Source organism: Streptomyces sp. cf386, from assembly GCF_900103585.1.
Classification (GTDB): Bacteria; Actinomycetota; Actinomycetes; order Streptomycetales; family Streptomycetaceae; genus Streptomyces.
On sequence record NZ_FNHV01000004.1, the window covers coordinates 542,177 to 559,470 of the forward strand.

Consider the following 17,294-nt stretch of genomic DNA (forward strand, 5'->3'; position numbering starts at 1 on the left):
GCACCATAGCCACGATGGCACCCGAAAAGCGCGTCAACAACAATAATAACGGGCGCGTGGCAACAACAATAACAACAACAACTGAGTTCCTGGTCTGGCTGGACGGTAAAGCCGTCCAGCCAGACCGCCGAGTTTCTGTAGAGACGCGGCGCATTCGGGGCAAGAATCGGTCACGGAAGTACCGAGTGGCGGAGAATGCCCCCGCTTGAGACAATGTAGGTACTGCGACGAGCGTGCGCCGTCTGGCGAATGCCCAGGTAGGTAGGTTCGATGCAGGCGACGATCCTCCGTAGCTCAACTGGCAGAGCAGCCGGCTGTTAACTGGCAGGTTACTGGTTCAAATCCAGTCGGAGGAGCAGATGAGAAGGACCCCTCAGGGGGTCCTTTTTCATGTTCGGATCCCGTGTCCGGGGCACGTGGGCATGTCCGCAGGGAACGGCCGCGCCCCCAGTGCTGCGCTTCACTGACGCCGACGGGATGCGCAGCCCCCGACGCCGGCCTGCGCAACCTCCCCCTCCACGGTGCCGCGCAGAACCAGCTCTTGCTGGAGATCGTCCAGATCGCCCTCGACCTGCTGGCCTGGATACCCACGCTCGCTCTCACCGGCGACGCCCGCCGCTGAATCGGCCCGCCGGACGAACTGACGGTACGTCATGAAAAATCAGAACCTATCGCCTGGCCTCCAGAGGCGCCATCGGCGCTGGGCCACGCGTATCAAACATGCCAGCACCTGGCCTAACACCGCAGTTCGAACCGTTACTGCATGCAGTTCGCACGGAAAGCGTGATGAGGCTGGATGCGGCTCAGCGTTTCCATCCTCGAACCAATCGAACAGTTCTCTCGGCTGTGCAAGGAGAAAGGACGCAAGATGTTCGCGAAACGCAAGGTGGCGTGCAACTGGCGCCAAGGCGAGGGCACTCCCTCGCGTCGCTCCCGCCTGAGTGTGCGCGCGACGGCCCTGGTCGTGCTCGGTGCCGGGGTGGTAGGTCTCTGGTCAGCGCCAATGGCGCACGCCGAATGTCATGATTCGCGCAAGGGCGTCATCTCCAGCAGCTCCATCGACGGCCGCGTCGGTGGAGCCGGAGTCCTCGCAGACGACCTGGTGGCCCAGGATGGTGCAGACGCCAACGGTGGAGACGTCCTCAACGTCAACATCAACGTCAACATCGGTGACAACAACAATAACAACAATAACAACAATAACGGCGGGGGCACCAACAACAACAATAACAACAATAACGCCGGGGGCACCAACAACAACAATAACAACAATAACGCCGGGGGCGCCAACAACAACTGATTCCCTGGTCTGGCTGGACGGTAAAGCCCGCTCAAGCCGTCCAGTCAGACCGCCGAGTTTTCTCTAGAAACGCGGCATGCGCAGGCTGTTTCGCGCGGACCTTCCCCAGGAACGACGTCCCCGTCCGAGTGGGGTGCAGATCTTCTGGAGGGATGCTCAGGATTTCCGGGCCGCCCGGCCGGGGCGGGGCGTCACCGCAGCTCGTCCACGTAGCGGTCCGTCCCCGGGATGGTGGGTATGAAGGGCGCGACGAATGTGACGTCGCCGAGCCCCGAGGCGGCGACTGCCGTGTCCAGGTCCGTGAAGTGGTCCTGGAAGCAGGTCGACGCGAGCGTGTCCGGCAATTGGAGGACGACAAGCGCCGCCAGGAGAGGGAAGCTGAAGCCACCCGCCGCACCGCCTTCGCCCCGACGTCCTGCGCTACGCGCGGCTGTGCGCCCTCACCCGCACCGGACTCGCTGAGCGGCGAGGACGAGCATGCCGCCGTCAACCGGCTGCCAGGCTCCGACCCCGCGGCCGCTCTGGCCGTCAATACGCTGCTCGCCTGCGCCCGCGAAGCCGGAGTCGACTCGCGCTCGGGGCCCGCGTTGTGATGGGCGACCCGAACACGGTCATCGCCATATGGGTGGAGTCGACCGGGTGCGGCACGGCGAGGTCCACGTCGACCACCGGCCCCCGCTGGGCGAGCCGTACTCCGAGGGTGACGACGACCCCGACTGCAACCTGATCTGCTGGTGCCCGCGCATCCCGAAGCAGTTCTGCATGGAGTGCGCCGGCTGCGCCGCGCGCGGGCAGTGCCGTGGCCCGCACACCTGGCCCCCGCCCGCCGGTTCCCCCTGTATGCCTGGGAGGTTGACCCCGCGAATCCCCAGGCGGAGGTGCACCTGGGAGAGCGCCTGTGTGATGGTCTGCGGGGGAGTGCCAGTCGAACGTTCTCTTCTGAGTGTCAGTGGCGCAGGCGTGGTGACCTGGTCGTTGGCGCTGACGGGTGGTGCTCACTCGTTGCTGGCATGGGTGCCGAAGGGCCATGTCATTCTCACGCCGACCACCAGCGCCAGCGTGGCCTGCGCACCTCCGAAGTGGCCGGCGATGCCTTTTATCGTGACCGCTGCCATCTGTCAAGCCCCGAATTTCAGGGGCGTGACGCGGTTCGCTTGCCAGGGCCTAATTGAGTCATGGGTTCAAGCAGAGCAGCTGGCCCACTCGCATCGTCCGGAATTAGATCCGGCGGCGCGTATCAAGGGACATACGTCCCGCACTCAACAATCGATTCACCTTCACCAAGGAGATTTCCCATGGCTCGTATCACCCGCAAGCAGCGTCTCGTGATGATTTGCGCTTCGGCCGCTCTGGCCACAGGTGGCGCACTGCTGCCCTCCAGCGCATTCGCCGCCCCGGCGGCGTCGCAAACCGGCACCATAGCCACGATGGCACCCGAAAAGCGCGCCAATAATAACAATAACAATAACAACGGAGGCGGCAACAACAACAATAACAACAACAACAACGGGGGTGGCGGCAACAACAACAATAACAACAACAACAACGGGGGTGGCGGCAACAACAACAATAACAACAACAACAACAACGGGGGTGGCGGCAACAACAACAACAATAACAACAACAACTGAGTTCCTGGTCTGGCTGGACGGTAAAGCCGTCCAGCCAGACCGCCGAGTTTCTGTAGAGACGCGGCGCATTCGGGGCAAGAATCGGTCACGGAATTACCGAGTGGCGGAGAATGCCCCCGCTTGAGACAATGTAGGTACTGCAACGAGCGTGCGCCGTCTGGCAATGCCCAGGTAGGTAGGTTCGATGCAGGAGACGATCCTCCGTAGCTCAACTGGCAGAGCAGCCGGCTGTTAACTGGCAGGTTACTGGTTCAAATCCAGTCGGAGGAGCAGATGAGAAGGACCCCTCAGGGGGTCCTTTTTCATGTTCGGATCCCGTGTCCGGGGCACGTGGGCATGTCCGCAGGGAACGGCCGCGCCCCCAGTACTGCGCTTCCGTCACGCCCCTGGACTACGTGACTTGACGGATGGGAGCCGTCCTGAAACACGCGACATGGCCACTCGGTCGGGCGCTGCGCGCACATTGACGACCTCGCGGATGCGAGTACACCCGGACAACAACGCACGCCGTTCCAGTGAGGGCGCTGAGTCGGTCGTGTCTGTCAGGGCAGATGGGGTGACGTACGGGGTCGGAGTGGGCTTGCGCCTGTCTCATCCCTGGACGCCCCCGACTGGCGGTACTCCCAGGGCATGACCGACCGTCGCGCGTATCCGAGTGATCTGTCCGACGCCCGCGGGGAGTTGACCGAGCCGAGGCTGTCCGCCTGGCGCTTCGAGCGCCACGGGCGGGCCCCTGGACTTCGGCTGGCCGCCGCAGCATGATCTGCGCGAGGTCATGAACGCGATCCTCTCCGTGGACCGCGCCCCGGCTGCCGGTGGGCCTGTCTTCAGCACGACTTCCCGCCCCATCAGACGGTCTACGGCTACTTCGCCAAGCGGCAGCAGGTTGGCATCTTCGCCCGGTTCAACGGGCTGCTGCGAGAGTTAGTGCGCCAGGAGGGGGGGCCGGGATGCACAACCGTCGGCCTGCGTGATCGACGCGGGCAAGGAGTTCGTGGGCCGCAAGGTCTGGTTCGACGGCAGCTACCGTAGGCCCTTCGTCGACCACGCCGCCCCCCTCGGCATCGACCTTGAAATCGTCCAACGCGCCACCGGGACCAGGGGTTCGCCCCGATCCCGAAACGCTGGGCCGTGGAGCGGACCTACGGCCGGCTCATGCTCCATATCCGCATCCCGGGATAGACGGGAGAAATCGACCACTGAGAGGGGTGCCGGCCGAACCGCCGGTGGCTTCGTTGAGGAGGCTCGGATTGAGCCGGCTGAACGTGCCGATGCCCCGCTAGGCAGGTCGAGGCCTGGCGAGGCATCGTCAACACACAGCTCAGCGGGCGAAGTTGAACCAGTTCACGTTCACGAAGTCCGACGCCTGACCGCTGGTGAAGGTGAGATAGACGTCGTGTGTGCCGGTCACCCCGCTGATGTTCGCCGGGATCGTTCGCCACGACTGCCACCCGCCCGTGTTGCCGACGGCGAAACTGCCGACGGGCGCGTTGCTACGGCTGTCCAGGCGCACCTCCACCAGGCCGCTGACGCCGCTCGCCGCACCGCTCGCCACCCGGGCGACGAACTGGGTGGCCGCCGTGGAGCCGAAGTTGACGCCCTTGTACTGCGCCCAGTCGCCGTTGGCGAGGGAGCCGATGTTCTGGCCGCCGCCCGCGTCGGAGGTGGTCTCGGCGCTCACGCCGCCCTGGCTGTCGTACGACTCGGCCTGGATGGCGCTGTAGGCGTCACGATTGCCCGTCGGCGGAGGTGTGGTACCGCTCCCACTGGCCGACAGCACCTGGACGTAGTCGACGAGCATGGGAGCGCCGGAGCGGGTGTCCGCGTCCAGTCCGCCGCCGAACGCGTCCGGGAAGGCGCCGCCCATCGCCACGTTCAGGATGATGAAGAAGCCGTGGTTGGTGGCGTTGGACCAGGTCGTCGCGTCCATCTGGCTCGCGTTGACCGAGTGGAACTGGGTGCCGTCGACGGAGAAGCGGATCGTCTCGGGGCTCACCGAGCGGTCCCACTCCATGGTGTAGGTGTGGAAGGCCGACTGGCATGTCGAGCCGGGACAGGCCGTGTAGTTGCCGATGCCGGTGGTCTCGTTGCACGGGCCGCCGGGGTTGGTGCCGCAGTGCATCGTGGCCCAGGCCCGGTTGAGGCCCTGGACGTTCTCCATGATGTCCAGCTCGCCGACGCTCGGCCAGTTCTGGTAGTTGCCGCGGTAGGGCGCGCCCAGCGTCCAGAACGCCGGCCAGTAGCCCTCGGCGGCCGTGCCGGTGACGTTCGGCATCTGGATACGGCCCTCGATGCGCAGCTTGCCGCCCGCCGGGGGCTGGAAGTCGGTGCGGTTGGTCTCGATGCGGCCCGAGGTCCAGTTTCCGGCAGCGTCGCGCAGGGGGGTGATGCGCAGGTTGCCGCTGCCGTCGAGCGAGACGTTGTTGGTGCTGTTGGTCATCGTCTCGACCTCGCCGGTGCCCCAGTTGGCGGGGCCGCCGGGATAGCCGGTGCCGGTCGCGTACTGCCAGTTGGAGGTGTTGACGCCGGTGCCCGCGGCGCCGTTGAAGTCGTCGAGGAAGACCTGCGTCCAGCCCGACGGGGGAGTGGGCGCGGAGGCGTTCGCGGACGGGACGCCGACGGTAGCGGCTGCCGCCACCAGGCCGAGCGTGCCGAGCACGGCCAGCAGTGCGCGCCGTGGGGAGCGGCGTCTGCGGTGTATGCCGGAGGGGTCACTCATGGGGTGCTGCCTCTCGGTGTACGGAGTGGGGAGTGGGGTGCGGGTGACTTTGAGAGCGCTCTCAAAGTGTCGCCAATGTGCTCCCAGGCTCCCCGGCCGTCAAGAGGTGAAGCAGAGAAATCCCTTCCATCGCCGGGGTCTTCACCCTATGAACACGGCAACGCGTCAGAGCGCGCTGCCCGCCCTCCACTCCGCCCACGACAGGTTCCACCCGTTGAGCCCATTGGCCGGATCGACGGTCCTCTCGCCCGAGTTGCTGACGACCACCACGTCCCCGAGCATCGAGCTCTCGTAGAACCGGTAGCCGTCGACCGAGCTGTCGCTCGCGCCCTTCGCGTCGTGCAGGCCCACGCAGCCGTGACTCGTGTTCTCGTTGCCGAACACCGAGGTGGACGCCCAGTAGTTGCCGTGCACGAACGTCCCGGACGTGGTGAGCCGTTGGGCGTGCGGGACGTCGGAGATGTCGTACTCGTCACCGAGGCCGACCGTCGAGGACTCCATCCGCGTCTGCTTGAACCGCTCGCTGATCACCATGATCCCCGACCAGGTGGTGTGGTCGGAGTCGCCGCCGCTGACCGGGTAGGTGGCGACGGTCTCGCCGTTCCGTACGACCGTCATCCGCTTGGCGGCGAGGTCGACCGTGCTGATCTGCTCGCGGCCGATGTGGAATGTGACGTCCTTGGACTGCACGCCGTAGACCCCGTCCGTGCCCTCGACGTCCTTGAGCCGGAGGCTGAGGGTGACGGTCGTGCCGGCGGCCCAGTACGTCTTGGGCCGGAAGTCCAGCCGGGTGTCGCTGAACCAGTGCCCGACGACCTCGACCGCAGGCTCGGCGCTCACCGTGATTGCCTTCTCGACGGCCGCCTTGTCGGCGACGGCGTGCGTGAAGGTGATCGACACGGGCATGCCTACGCCGGAAGTGGAGCCGGCCTCGGGGGTGAAGTAGCCGACGAAGGTCTCGGCGGGGGAGTCGGTGGTGAAGGTCGTGGTCTCGGCGTCCGCTCCCTGCGCCTGGGCCGTGACGGTGTACTCGGTGCCCGAGTAGGGCTTCCTCACCGAAGTCCATTTCGTACGGGCCTCGTTGAAGGCGCCGTCCAGCGCCGAGCCGTCGCTCCCCGCGACCTTGACGGACGCGAGCGTACCGGCCGTCACGGTGACGGTGACGGGGCTGGTGAAGTCGGCCTTCTCGGTGCCGTCGGCGGGGGTGACCGTGAGCGTCGGCTTCTTCGCGGACGATGCCGACTTGGCGTCCTCGGACGCGTCCGCCGACCCACTGCACCCGGTCAGCAGCGCGGCGGGCACCACTCCGAGGACGGTGAGCACCCCACGCCGGGACCACTGCCCCAGCTGCTGCTCGGACCGGTTCGATATGTGCGGGACGCCCACGGCACGCCTTCCTGAGATCTGTGCGGTACGCGTGCATCGTGCGACTTTTTCCTGGGTTGTTCCTTTGAATCCCGTCACGAAAGTCTGAGATTCCCGTCCGGGAGCAGCGAAAAGGCGCTGGATCACCGGAGAGAGTGACGAGACTGACCCCATGGAACTAGCCTTCAGCGGCCAAGTGATCGAATGGCGCGGGCCCGCGCCCTACTACTTCGTCCGTGTGCCGGACGAGGAGTCCGCCGACATCCAGCAGGTGGCCTCGATGGCCACATACGGCTGGGGTGTGATCCCGGTCGAGGCCCGGGTCGGCGAGGTCGCCTTCGAGACGTCGCTCTTCCCCAAGGACGGCGGCTATCTGCTGCCGCTCAAGAACGCCGTACGCAAGCCGCAGGGGCTCGGCTCCGGTGACGAGGTCGCGGTGGAGATGACCGTCCGCCTGTAGTCGCCGACGGCCGTGGCACCGACACCCATGAGGTGCCGGTGCCACGGGGGCGTCAGACGTTCGTCGGCACGGGCGGCGGGGACGCCGGTGCCTCCTCGTGCAGGCCGAAGCGGTCGTGCAGTCGGCGCAGTGGCCCCGGTGCCCACCAGGCCCGGCGGCCGAGCAGTGCCATCGTCGCCGGGACCAGCAGCATCCGTACGATCGTCGCGTCGATCAGCACCGCGAGGGTGAGCCCCAGACCGATCTGCAGGATGGGTGCGAAGCCGCCCGTCATGAAGGCGCCGAAGACCACCGCGAGGAGCAGCGCCGCGCAGGTGACCACGCGGCCGGAGCGGCGCAGACCGGTGATCACGGCCTCCTGGTCGTCCCCGGTGAGCTGCCGGGCCTCGCGCATCCGGGCCAGGATGAACAGCTCGTAGTCCATGGCCAGCCCGAACGCGATGGCCACGATCAGCGGCGGCGCGGTCAGGCTCAGCGAGCCGAGGCCCTCGCTGCCCAGCAGCCCGGCCAGGTGGCCGTCCTGGAAGACCCACACCACCACGCCGAGCGCTGCGCCCAGGCTGAGCAGGGTGGTGAGGATGGTGCGCAGCGGGATCAGCAGCGAGCCGGTGAAGGCGAAGAGCAGGGCGAAGATGCCGGCGAGGACCGTGACCGCCGCCCAGGGTGCCCGCTCGGTGAGCATCTCCCGGAAGTCCACCAGGCGGGCGGCCGATCCGGTGACCTCGACCGGTGCGTCGCCGCGGACGTCCCGGATCCGCTCGACCAGGTCGGTGGCCTCCTCGCCGTCGACGCTGCCCGGCGGCTGGATGCTGACGACCGTGCTGCCGCCCGGCAGTTCACGGGACTCGGCCGTCGGGGACAGGGCCAGGATCCGGTCGGCGGTCGCGCTGTCCGTGCCCGGCTTCATGACGACGGTGATCGGTGAGACACCGGTGCCGGGCGGGAAGTGCGCGTCGACGGTGTCGTACAGCTGTCGTGCCTCGGTGCTGGACGGCAGTTGCTGGGCGTCGCCGAGGTTGATCTTCATGCCGGTGACGGGCAGCGCCAGGACCAGCAGGACCGGGACGACGATCGCCACGACGGCGACCCGGCGGCGGGCCGAGAAGCGGGCCAGGCGGGCGAAGACGCGGCCCTCCTCGCCCTCCGGCCGGACCTTCGCCGGGGCGATCCTCCCGCCGAACCTGGCCAGCAGCGCGGGCAGCAGCGTGAGCGCGGCCAGCATGTCGACGACCACCACCGCGGCCACGGCCAGGCCCATGCTGCGCAGGAACACGCTGGGGAAGACCAGCAGCCCGGTCAGGCTGACCGCGACCGTGAGCCCGGAGAAGAGCACGGTCCGGCCGGCCGCCGCGACCGTGCGGTGCACGGCCTCGACCACGTCGTCGATGTTTCGCCGCTCCTCGCGGAAGCGGACCACCATCAACAGGGCGTAGTCCACGGCGAGTCCGAGCCCCAGCATCGTGGTGACCTGGATCGCGTACACCGAGATGTCGGTGACCTGGCTGAAGGCGAACAGCGCCAGGAACGCGCCCGCGATGCCGCTGACCGCGATCACCAGCGGCAGCCCGGCCGCACGCAGCCCGCCGAACACCACCAGCAGCAGCGCCAGCACGACCGGCAGCGAGATCAGCTCCGCGTTCCGTACGTCCTCCTGGGCCCGTTCGGAGATCTGCGTGCCCAGCAACGGGCCGCCGCTGACGTGGACTTCGGGCGCGTCGATCTGCCGGATGCGGTCGGCCGCGGCGTCCACGGCCTTCTCCTCGGCGTCGTCGTCGAGACCGCCCTCCAGGGTGACGGGGATGATCAGGGCCCGCCCGTCCTCGGCGGTCAGGCCGCGTGTGGCGTACGGATCGGGCACGTCGGCCACTCCGGCGATCGACCGCACGTCGGCGACGGCCCGCTCGACCTGGGCCCGCAGGCCGGGGTCGGAGACGGCGGTGTTCTCGACGACGGCGGTGATCGACTCGCCGGCGGGGTCGGTGCGTTCGAGATACTGTCCGGCCGCTTCCGACTCGGTGCCCGGGATGTCGGCCACGTTGTCCGAGAGGCGGCTGAAGACGCCCGTCCCGAGACCGAAGCCGAGCAGCAGGAAGAGCACCCAGAGAGCGATGACGGTGAGCGGGCGGCGGGTCGCCGCCCGGGCGAGCATGGAGAGCACGGTGCCTCCCGGCAGAACGTCGGTTGCCATCGCCCCCAGACTCGTTCCGCGGGGGTGGTCACCGGATCGCCGGAGGGAGCGGTTTACGGGCCTCCGTCGCACGGGGGAGAGGGCTCGGCGCCTCCCTCGCTAGGGGGATCCCGGAGCCACAAGACCCGTCTCGTAGGCGCAGATCACCGCCTGCACCCGGTCCCTGAGACCGAGCTTGCTCAGCACGTTGCTGACATGCGTCTTCACGGTGTGCTCGCTGACGAACAGAGCCGTGGCGATCTCCGCGTTGGACAGCCCGCGGGCCAGCATGCGCAAGGTCTCGACCTCGCGCGCGGTCAGGATGTCCAGGCGCTGCGGGGTGGCCTCCGCGGCCGCCTCGGCGCGCCGACGGCGCACGATGTCCGCGACCAGTCGCCGGGTCACGGTGGGCGCGAGCAGTGAGTCCCCGGCCGCGACGACCCGCACGGCGTGCACGAGGTCGTCGCGCCGTACGTCCTTCAGCAGGAAGCCGCTGGCCCCCGCGTACAGCGCCTCGTACACGTACTCGTCCAGGTCGAACGTGGTCAGCATGACCACCTTGCAGCTCGACTCCCCGCACACCCGCCGGGCGGCGTCCAGGCCGTCCATGACCGGCATACGGATGTCCAGGAGCAGCACGTCGGGCGTGTGCCGCTGCACCGCGGCGACCGCCTCGGCGCCGTCCCCGGCCTCGGCGACCACCTCGATGTCCGGCTGCGCCTCCAGGATCATGCTGAAGCCCGCGCGTACCAGTTCCTGGTCGTCGGCGACGACCACTCGGACGCTCATCCCAGGGCCGCTTCCCGGTCGACGGCCGTGGGCAGCCGTACGACGACCCGGAAGCCGCCCTCCGGCCCGCGCCCGGCCTCCGCGCTGCCCCCGCAGGCGGCGGCCCGCTCCCGGATGCCGATCAGGCCGTGCCCGCCGTGGCCGGGCGCCGGCCCCCGTCCGTCATCGGTGACCGTCAGGGTCAATTGGTCCTCCGCCCAGTCGAGTTCGACGATCGCGGTGGAAGCGTACGCGTGCTTGACGGTGTTGGTGAGGGACTCCTGCACCACACGGAAGGCGGCGACCTCGGTGTCCGGGGGGAGCGGGCGCGGCGAGCCGGAGGTGCGCAACTCCACGCGCAGACCGGTGGACTCGGCCACCTGGCCGACCAGGCCGGGCAGCTCGGCCACGCCCGGCTGCGGCAACCGCCACGGACCGCCGTTGCCCTGCGGGTCCTTGAGCACGCCGAGGATCCGGCGCAGCTGCGCCATGGCGTCCCGCCCGGCCGCCGCGATCGCGTCGAACGAGGCCTCCGCGCGCGCCGGATCGCTGCGCAGCACCACGGGCCCCGCCTCGGCCTGCACCACCATCAGGCTCACCGCGTGCGCGAGGACGTCGTGCATGTCCCGGGCGATCCGGGAGCGCTCCTGGGCGATCGCCCGCGCGGTGTCGGCGGCCCGCTCCCGCTCCAGGCGCCGGGCCCGGTCCTCCAGCTCGGCGGTGTAGGCCCGCTGCACCCGGGCGAGCACGCCGAAGCCGTACGCGCAGACCACGCTGAGCAGGTGGAAGGCGTACTCGAACGGCTGGGGGTCCTCCTTGTGCGCCATCGTGAGCGAGACCCCCAGCAGCCAGCCCACGAGCATCGCACGCCGATGCCACGGCTTGCCCAGGGCGGCCATCGTGTACAGGACGACCATGCCGCCGTACATCACGTCCGGCGGCGGCGCGTGGTAGACGGCCTGAGCGGGGGTGGCCACCGACACGGCACACGCGGTCGCGAACGGTGCCCGCCGCCGCCACACCAGCGGCACCGCCGTGGCGGCGCCGATCAGCCAGCCCTGCCAGGTCAGCCGGTCGTCGCCCTCGTCGGGGAAGATCCACTGCAGGGAGACGGCGAACAGCACGAGCGCGGCGAGCGCCGAGTCGACGACGTACGGGTTGGCGGTGCGCAGGCGTTCGGCTACGGGTGAGATCCAGGAACGAGCGGACACAGGCGGCTCCTCGGGGCAAGGGCCCTCTCAGTATCGCGAGGGACCTCACGCCCCGTCCTCACCGACGAGAGGGATATCCGGCGGCTGGGGGCCCCGCCGACCGGCCCGCCTACGTCCCCTTCTCCGGCTGCCACCCCAGCCCCCGCGAGATCCCGCGCGCCGCGAGCCGCACCGCCGGCACCAGCACCGGCACCTGGGCGTCGGCCTGCGGTACGACCACCGACACGGCGGCGACGACCGACCCGCCCGGGCCGCGCACCGGGGCGGCGACCGACAGTGCGTCGTCGGTGACCTGGCGGCTGCTCACCGCCACCCCTGTGCGGCGTACGTCGGCGAGGATGCGGCGCAGCCGGGCCGGTTCGGTGACGGTGTACGGAGTGAAGGCGGTGAGCGGCCCGGCGCAGTAGTCCTCCTGGAACTCCGGGGTGCTGTGCGCGAGCAGCGCGAGTCCCACCCCGGTGGCGTGCAGCGGCCAGCGGGCCCCGACCCGGATGTGCACGCCGACCGCCGACCGCCCGGACAGCCACTCGATGTAGACGACCTCGGGCCCGTCCTGGACCGCCAACTGCACGTTCTCGTGCGTCGCTTCGTACAGGTCCTCCAAGTACGGCAGTGCGATCTGCCGCAGCGCCAGTCCGCGCGGGGCCAGCGCGGCCACCTCCCACAGCCGCAGCCCGACGTGGTAGAGGCCGGAGTCGTCCCGCTCCAGGGCGCCCCATTCGGTGAGGGCGGCCACGAGCCGGTGCGCGGTGGTCAGGGTCAGCCCGGCCCGCCGGCTGATGTCGGTCAGGCTGAGCGCCGGATGCCGGAGGTCGAAGGCCGCGAGCACCGCCAGCAGCCGGTCGGGCGCGGAACGCGTCTCCTTGGCCGACTGGGAGGGCACGGCGTCGGCGGTCATCGGAATCCCGTCACCCCAGTCCGGACTCGGTGACTTTCCGCAGCAACGCGTGCAGCTGTTCGCGCTCGGAGGCGTCGAGAGGCTGGACCAGCTCGTTGGTCACGCGCTGCCCGGCCTCGTCGGTGTCCCGCAGGAAGGCCCGGCCGCCGTCGGTCAGGACGACGATCCGGCTGCGGCGGTCGTCGGGGGAGGGGCGCCGCTCGGCGAAGCCCAGCTTCTCCAGGTCGTCGACCAGGCCGACGATCGCGCTCGGGTCGTAGCCGAGCGACGCGCTCAGCTCGCGCTGGAGGGCGCCCGGGGACGTGGCGAGGAACCGCAGCAGCGCGTAGTGGCGCAGGCGCAGGCCCGACTCCTGGAGGAAGGAGTTGAAGAGCTGACCGGAGCGCAGACCGAGGCGGTACAGCAGATAGCCCGTGTCCGCGTGCAGTCCGCGCATCCACGGCTCGCTCGAGTCGATCGGTGCGGGGTTCGTGGTCTGCCGGCTGGTGATGGCGGGCTCCCTGGTCGAGGCCCCGGATGGGGCGGTGCGTACGTACGGCACCCAGCATGACGCAAGGACGGGTCGACAACAACTATTGACGTCGACAACTATTGTTCTTACCTTCGATCTCGAAGCCGCACCCCCACCGAAGGGACCCGCTCGTGCCCAGCATCGATCTCACCGGCAAGGTCGCCGTCGTCACCGGCAGTGGCCGGGGCCTCGGCCTCGCCTACGCGCAGGCCCTGGCCGCCCACGGCGCCTCCGTGGTCGTCAACGACGTCGACGAGGCCGTGGCCGACGCGGCCGTGAAGGCCATCACCGAGGCCGGCGGCACGGCCGTCGCCGAGGTCGTCCCGGTCGGCACCACCGAGGCCGCGGACCGGCTGGTGAACCGCGCGGTCGAGGAGTTCGGACGGCTCGACATCCTGGTGACCAACGCGGGCATCCTGCGCGACAAGGTCCTGTGGAAGATGACCGACGACGACTTCGACGCGGTGATCACGACCCATCTGAAGGGCACCTTCACCTGCGCCCGCGCCGCCGCCGTCCGGATGCGCGAGCAGGGTGAGGGCGGCACCCTGATCCTGGTCGGCTCGCCGGCCGGACAGCGCGGCAACTTCGGGCAGACGAACTACGCCGCCGCCAAGGCCGGCATCGCCGCCTTCGCCCGCACCTGGTCGATGGAGCTGGGCCGCGCGGGCATCACCGTCAACGCGATCGTGCCGGTCGCGGCGACCGCGATGACCGAGACCATCCCCGCCTTCGCCCCGTACGTCGAGGCGATGAAGAACGGCGAGCCGCTGCCGGACTTCCTCCGTAAGGGCGAGGGCTTCGGCACCCCCGAGGACTGCGCGGCGCTCGTCCCCTTCCTCGCCTCCGAGGCGGCGCGGAGCGTGACCGGTCAGGCCATCGGCGTCGGCGGCGACAAGGTGGCACTCTGGTCGCATCCGCAGGAGATCGCGGCGGCCTACGCCGACGGCGGCTGGACCCCCGAGACCCTGGCCGACGTGTGGCCCACCTCGGTCGGTGCCGAGCTCCAGTCGGTCGGTATTCCGGCGCCCAAGTTCCCGGAGGCGTGATGGCCCCCTCCATGAATCCCGACGAGCTGGTCGCGATCGACGTCCACACCCACGCGGAGGTCTCCTCCAAGGGCCACTCCTCGCTGGACGACGATCTGCACGACGCCTCCTCCGCCTACTTCAAGGTCGAGGGCAAGCGGAAGCCGACCCTGGAGGAAACGGCCGCGTACTACCGCGAGCGGAACATGGCCGCCGTCATCTTCACGGTCGACGCCGAGTCCGCGACGGGCACACCGCCGGTCCCGAACGAGGAAGTCGCCGAGGCGGCCGCCGCCAACGCCGACGTGCTGATCCCCTTCGCCTCCATCGACCCCTTCCGCGGCAAGGCGGGCGTGAAGCAGGCCCGTCGGCTGGTCGAGGAGTACGGGGTGAAGGGCTTCAAGTTCCACCCCAGCATCCAGGGCTTCTTCCCCAACGACCGTTCGGTGGCGTACGACCTCTTCGAGGTGATCGAGGAGACGGGCACGATCGCCCTGTTCCACACGGGCCAGACGGGCATAGGCGCCGGAGTACCCGGCGGGGGCGGCATCCGGCTCAAATACTCGAACCCGCTCCACATCGACGACGTGGCGGCCGACTTCCCCCATCTGAAGATCATCCTCGCCCACCCGTCCTTCCCCTGGCAGGACGAGGCCCTCGCCGTCGCCACCCACAAGCCGGGCGTGCACATCGACCTGTCCGGCTGGTCGCCGAAGTACTTCCCGCCGCAGCTGGTGCAGTACGCCAACACCCTGCTGAAGGACAAGGTCCTCTTCGGCTCCGACTTCCCCGTCCTCACCCCCGACCGCTGGCTCGCCGACTTCGCGAAGCTGTCGATCAAGGACGAGGTCAGGCCGAAGATCCTCAAGGAGAACGCCGCCCGCCTGCTCGGGCTGACGAAACCGTAAGGGGCGTGACATGCGCAACGAGGGACTGGGGTCGTGGCCCGCACGCCGGGCCCGCAAGACCCCCCACCGCACCGCCCTGATCCACGGCGACACCGCCTACACGTACGCACAACTGCACGACCGCACCACCCGGCTCGCCCACACCCTGCGCGAGAGGGGGGTCCGCCGCGGCGACCGCATCGCCTACCTCGGCCCGAACCACCCCTCCTACCTGGAGACCCTGTTTGCGTCCGGCACGCTCGGCGCGGTCTTCGTCCCGCTCAACACCCGACTGGCCGGCCCCGAGATCGCCTACCAGCTCGCCGACTCCGGCGCCAAGGCCCTGATCTACGGCCCGTCACATGCCGGACTCGTCGCGGGACTTCCGGGCAGCACCGATGTGCGTACGTACGTCGAGGTGGGCGCCGAATACGAGGCGGCGCTCGCATCCCCCTCCGAGGAGCCCATCGACGCGCCGGTCACCCCCGACGACACCTGCATCATCATGTACACCTCGGGCACGACCGGCCGCCCCAAGGGCGCGATGCTCACCCACGGCAACATCGTCTGGAACGCGCTCAACGTCCTGGTCGACACCGACCTGATCGCCGACGAACGCGCCCTGGTCTCGGCCCCGTTGTTCCACACGGCAGGGCTGAACATGCTGACGCTCCCCGTCCTGCTCAAGGGCGGCACCTGCGTCCTGGTCGAGGCCTTCGACCCGGACGCCACCTTCGACCTGATCGAACGACACCGGATCACCTTCATGTTCGGGGTGCCGACCATGTTCGACCAGGTGGCCAGACACCCGCGCTGGCCGGACGCGGACCTGTCGTCCCTGCGGATCCTGACCTGCGGCGGCTCCCCGGTACCGACCCCGCTCATCGCCGCCTACCAGGAACGCGGACTGACGTTCCTTCAGGGCTACGGCATGACCGAGGCCGCACCCGGAACCCTGTTCCTGGACGCCGAACACGCGGTCACCAAGGCCGGTTCGGCGGGCGTGCCGCACTACTTCAGCGACGTACGGGTGGTCCGGCCGGACATGGTGCCGGTCGACGTCGGCGAGACCGGTGAGGTCGTGGTCCGCGGCCCGCATGTCATGCCCGGCTACTGGGGGTTGCCCGAGGAGACGGCCGCCTCCTTCGTGGACGGCTGGTTCCGCAGCGGGGATGCCGCCCGCGTCGACGAGGACGGCTACGTCTTCATCGTCGACCGCATCAAGGACATGATCATCTCCGGCGGCGAGAACATCTACCCCGCCGAGATCGAGGACCTGCTCCTCGCCCACCCGGACATCGTCGAGTGCGCGGTGATCGGGGTGCCGGACGACAAGTGGGGCGAGGTGCCGCGCGCGGTCGTCGTACCGCGCGAGGGCGCGTCACCGGACCCCGAAGAACTCCTCGCGTCCCTGGCCGGCCGCCTCGCCAAATACAAAATCCCCAAATCGGTGGTGCTCGCGGACGAACTCCCGCGCACCGCCTCCGGAAAACTCCTCAAGTCCCGTGTCCGTAACCGGTACGGCAACCAGTAAGGAACCGCATGAGCATCACCGTGAACGGCCTCGACGAACTGAAGAAGCTCGCGGGCAGCGACCTCGGCACCAGTGAGTGGATCGAGATCACCCAGGAGCGCATCAACACGTTCGCCGACGCCACGGGCGACCACCAGTGGATCCACGTCGACCCCGAGAAGGCCGCCGAGGGCCCCTTCGGCGCTCCCATCGCCCACGGCTACCTCACCCTCTCCCTGTTCATCCCCCTGTTCACCGAGCTGCTCGACGTCCAGGGCGTCACCACGAAGGTCAACTACGGCCTGAACAAGGTGCGTTTTCCCTCGCCGGTCAAGGTCGGCTCGCGCATACGGCTGGTCGGGAAGCTGGGGGAGGTCGAGGAGGTGCCGGGCGGGGTTCAGATCACCGTCGACGGGATCATCGAGATCGAGGGTGGAGGGAAGCCGGCGGCGGTGCTGTCGAGCCTCTCGCGCTTCTACGCATAGCTCCGAAAGGAGGACACGGAATCGGCGCCTTCGTAGTGCCTGACCTGCGGCGGAGCTAATGGCCGGGTTTCGGGTGGCGCCAGGACCCGTGATCACGCGATAGCGTGCTGTCTTGACTTCCGTCCACGGTTCAGGGACGACCTGCACCGTAGCTTCCACTCTCCCGACCAGGGGACATCGTGATCAAGACTGCAAGAACCGCTCCGCGGCCGACCGGCGTCGCCGACACGCATTCCGCCACTCCGCTGCTGGACGCCCCGTGCGAACCGAAGAACGCCCGTGGAAGGCGCCGCGCCCTGTCGTCGACGGAGAATCGCAAGACGGACGGAGTCACATTCCAGTCGTCGATCT

The 17,294-nt window shown here is 68.9% G+C and carries 17 protein-coding genes, 2 tRNA genes and 1 pseudogene; 12 read left to right on the forward strand and 8 right to left on the reverse strand.

Annotated elements, in window-relative coordinates; all coding sequences use genetic code 11:
- The first annotated feature begins 283 nt into the window (after window positions 1-283).
- The 3 genes and pseudogenes from BLU79_RS13550 to BLU79_RS48205 all read left to right on the forward strand — a co-directional run bounded on the left by BLU79_RS13550 (window position 284) and on the right by BLU79_RS48205 (window position 1,300).
- Window positions 284-356 (forward strand) — tRNA-Asn (locus tag BLU79_RS13550).
- Between the two features lie 125 nt (window positions 357-481).
- Window positions 482-616: pseudogene (locus BLU79_RS49945) on the forward strand (IS1380 family transposase); the annotation flags it as partial.
- 180 nt (window positions 617-796) lie between these two features.
- On the forward strand, window positions 797-1,300 hold the full coding sequence (locus tag BLU79_RS48205; protein WP_177001002.1) for a hypothetical protein: 504 nt from the start codon (window positions 797-799) through the stop codon (window positions 1,298-1,300).
- 191 nt (window positions 1,301-1,491) lie between these two features.
- On the opposite strand, the gene BLU79_RS48210 is transcribed toward BLU79_RS48205, so the two are convergent.
- Entirely contained in the window at window positions 1,492-1,644 is a 153-nt protein-coding gene (locus tag BLU79_RS48210) for a hypothetical protein (protein WP_177000980.1), read from the reverse strand.
- Between BLU79_RS48210 and BLU79_RS13565 the strand changes: the two genes are divergently transcribed.
- The 4 genes from BLU79_RS13565 to BLU79_RS48990 all read left to right on the forward strand — a co-directional run bounded on the left by BLU79_RS13565 (window position 1,645) and on the right by BLU79_RS48990 (window position 3,693).
- A complete protein-coding gene (locus tag BLU79_RS13565; RefSeq protein ID WP_093905955.1) occupies window positions 1,645-1,893 on the forward strand; it encodes a hypothetical protein in 249 nt (82 codons plus the stop codon).
- Between the two features lie 702 nt (window positions 1,894-2,595).
- Entirely contained in the window at window positions 2,596-2,931 is a 336-nt protein-coding gene (locus BLU79_RS48215) for a hypothetical protein (protein WP_177001003.1), read from the forward strand.
- Window positions 2,932-3,128: 197 nt separating this feature from the next.
- A tRNA-Asn gene (locus tag BLU79_RS13575) sits at window positions 3,129-3,201 on the forward strand.
- A 360-nt stretch (window positions 3,202-3,561) separates the two neighbouring features.
- Entirely contained in the window at window positions 3,562-3,693 is a 132-nt protein-coding gene (locus BLU79_RS48990; RefSeq protein ID WP_256333285.1) for a hypothetical protein, read from the forward strand.
- 559 nt (window positions 3,694-4,252) lie between these two features.
- On the opposite strand, the gene BLU79_RS13585 is transcribed toward BLU79_RS48990, so the two are convergent.
- Together BLU79_RS13585 and BLU79_RS13590 are read right to left on the reverse strand one after the other, a co-directional pair.
- The gene (locus BLU79_RS13585; RefSeq protein WP_093905957.1) at window positions 4,253-5,650 is read right to left on the reverse strand and encodes a glycoside hydrolase family 16 protein; all 1,398 of its coding nucleotides are present in this window, start codon (window positions 5,648-5,650) and stop codon (window positions 4,253-4,255) included.
- A gap of 165 nt (window positions 5,651-5,815) precedes the next feature.
- The gene (locus tag BLU79_RS13590) at window positions 5,816-7,036 is read right to left on the reverse strand and encodes a L,D-transpeptidase (RefSeq protein WP_093905958.1); all 1,221 of its coding nucleotides are present in this window, start codon (window positions 7,034-7,036) and stop codon (window positions 5,816-5,818) included.
- A gap of 151 nt (window positions 7,037-7,187) precedes the next feature.
- Here BLU79_RS13590 and BLU79_RS13595 point away from each other — a divergent pair, with 151 nt between their 5' ends.
- Complete coding sequence (locus tag BLU79_RS13595; protein ID WP_093905959.1) at window positions 7,188-7,475, forward strand: DUF1905 domain-containing protein; 288 nt, start codon at window positions 7,188-7,190, stop codon at window positions 7,473-7,475.
- A gap of 52 nt (window positions 7,476-7,527) precedes the next feature.
- Here the strand turns inward: BLU79_RS13595 and BLU79_RS13600 are convergent, their stop codons facing one another.
- The 5 genes from BLU79_RS13600 to BLU79_RS13620 form a co-directional block, all read right to left on the reverse strand.
- Window positions 7,528-9,633, reverse strand: a complete 2,106-nt coding sequence (locus BLU79_RS13600; protein ID WP_093906048.1) for an MMPL family transporter — start codon at window positions 9,631-9,633, stop codon at window positions 7,528-7,530.
- 129 nt (window positions 9,634-9,762) lie between these two features.
- Window positions 9,763-10,431 carry a response regulator transcription factor gene (locus tag BLU79_RS13605; RefSeq protein ID WP_093905960.1) on the reverse strand — a complete coding sequence of 223 codons (669 nt, stop codon included), beginning with the start codon at window positions 10,429-10,431 and terminating at the stop codon, window positions 9,763-9,765.
- Window positions 10,428-11,621 (reverse strand): sensor histidine kinase, encoded by a 1,194-nt coding sequence (locus BLU79_RS13610; RefSeq protein ID WP_093905961.1) that lies wholly within the window; start codon window positions 11,619-11,621, stop codon window positions 10,428-10,430. Before BLU79_RS13610 ends, BLU79_RS13605 begins: the two co-directional genes overlap by 4 nt.
- Window positions 11,622-11,730: 109 nt before the next feature.
- Entirely contained in the window at window positions 11,731-12,519 is a 789-nt protein-coding gene (locus tag BLU79_RS13615; RefSeq protein WP_093905962.1) for an IclR family transcriptional regulator, read from the reverse strand.
- A 10-nt stretch (window positions 12,520-12,529) separates the two neighbouring features.
- The gene (locus BLU79_RS13620; RefSeq protein ID WP_093906049.1) at window positions 12,530-12,955 is read right to left on the reverse strand and encodes a MarR family winged helix-turn-helix transcriptional regulator; all 426 of its coding nucleotides are present in this window, start codon (window positions 12,953-12,955) and stop codon (window positions 12,530-12,532) included.
- A gap of 206 nt (window positions 12,956-13,161) precedes the next feature.
- On the opposite strand from BLU79_RS13620, the gene BLU79_RS13625 reads away from it, so the two are divergent.
- From BLU79_RS13625 to BLU79_RS13640, 4 genes are read left to right on the forward strand one after another with little or no spacing between them, the layout of a single operon-like run.
- The gene (locus tag BLU79_RS13625) at window positions 13,162-14,079 is read left to right on the forward strand and encodes an SDR family NAD(P)-dependent oxidoreductase (protein ID WP_093905963.1); all 918 of its coding nucleotides are present in this window, start codon (window positions 13,162-13,164) and stop codon (window positions 14,077-14,079) included.
- An 11-nt stretch (window positions 14,080-14,090) separates the two neighbouring features.
- On the forward strand, window positions 14,091-14,966 hold the full coding sequence (locus tag BLU79_RS13630) for an amidohydrolase family protein (protein ID WP_093906050.1): 876 nt from the start codon (window positions 14,091-14,093) through the stop codon (window positions 14,964-14,966).
- Between the two features lie 10 nt (window positions 14,967-14,976).
- Window positions 14,977-16,479, forward strand: coding sequence for an o-succinylbenzoate--CoA ligase (menE, locus tag BLU79_RS13635; protein ID WP_093905964.1), 1,503 nt, complete (start codon window positions 14,977-14,979; stop codon window positions 16,477-16,479).
- Between the two features lie 8 nt (window positions 16,480-16,487).
- On the forward strand, window positions 16,488-16,943 hold the full coding sequence (locus BLU79_RS13640; RefSeq protein WP_093905965.1) for a MaoC family dehydratase: 456 nt from the start codon (window positions 16,488-16,490) through the stop codon (window positions 16,941-16,943).
- The last annotated feature ends 351 nt before the right edge of the window (window positions 16,944-17,294 follow it).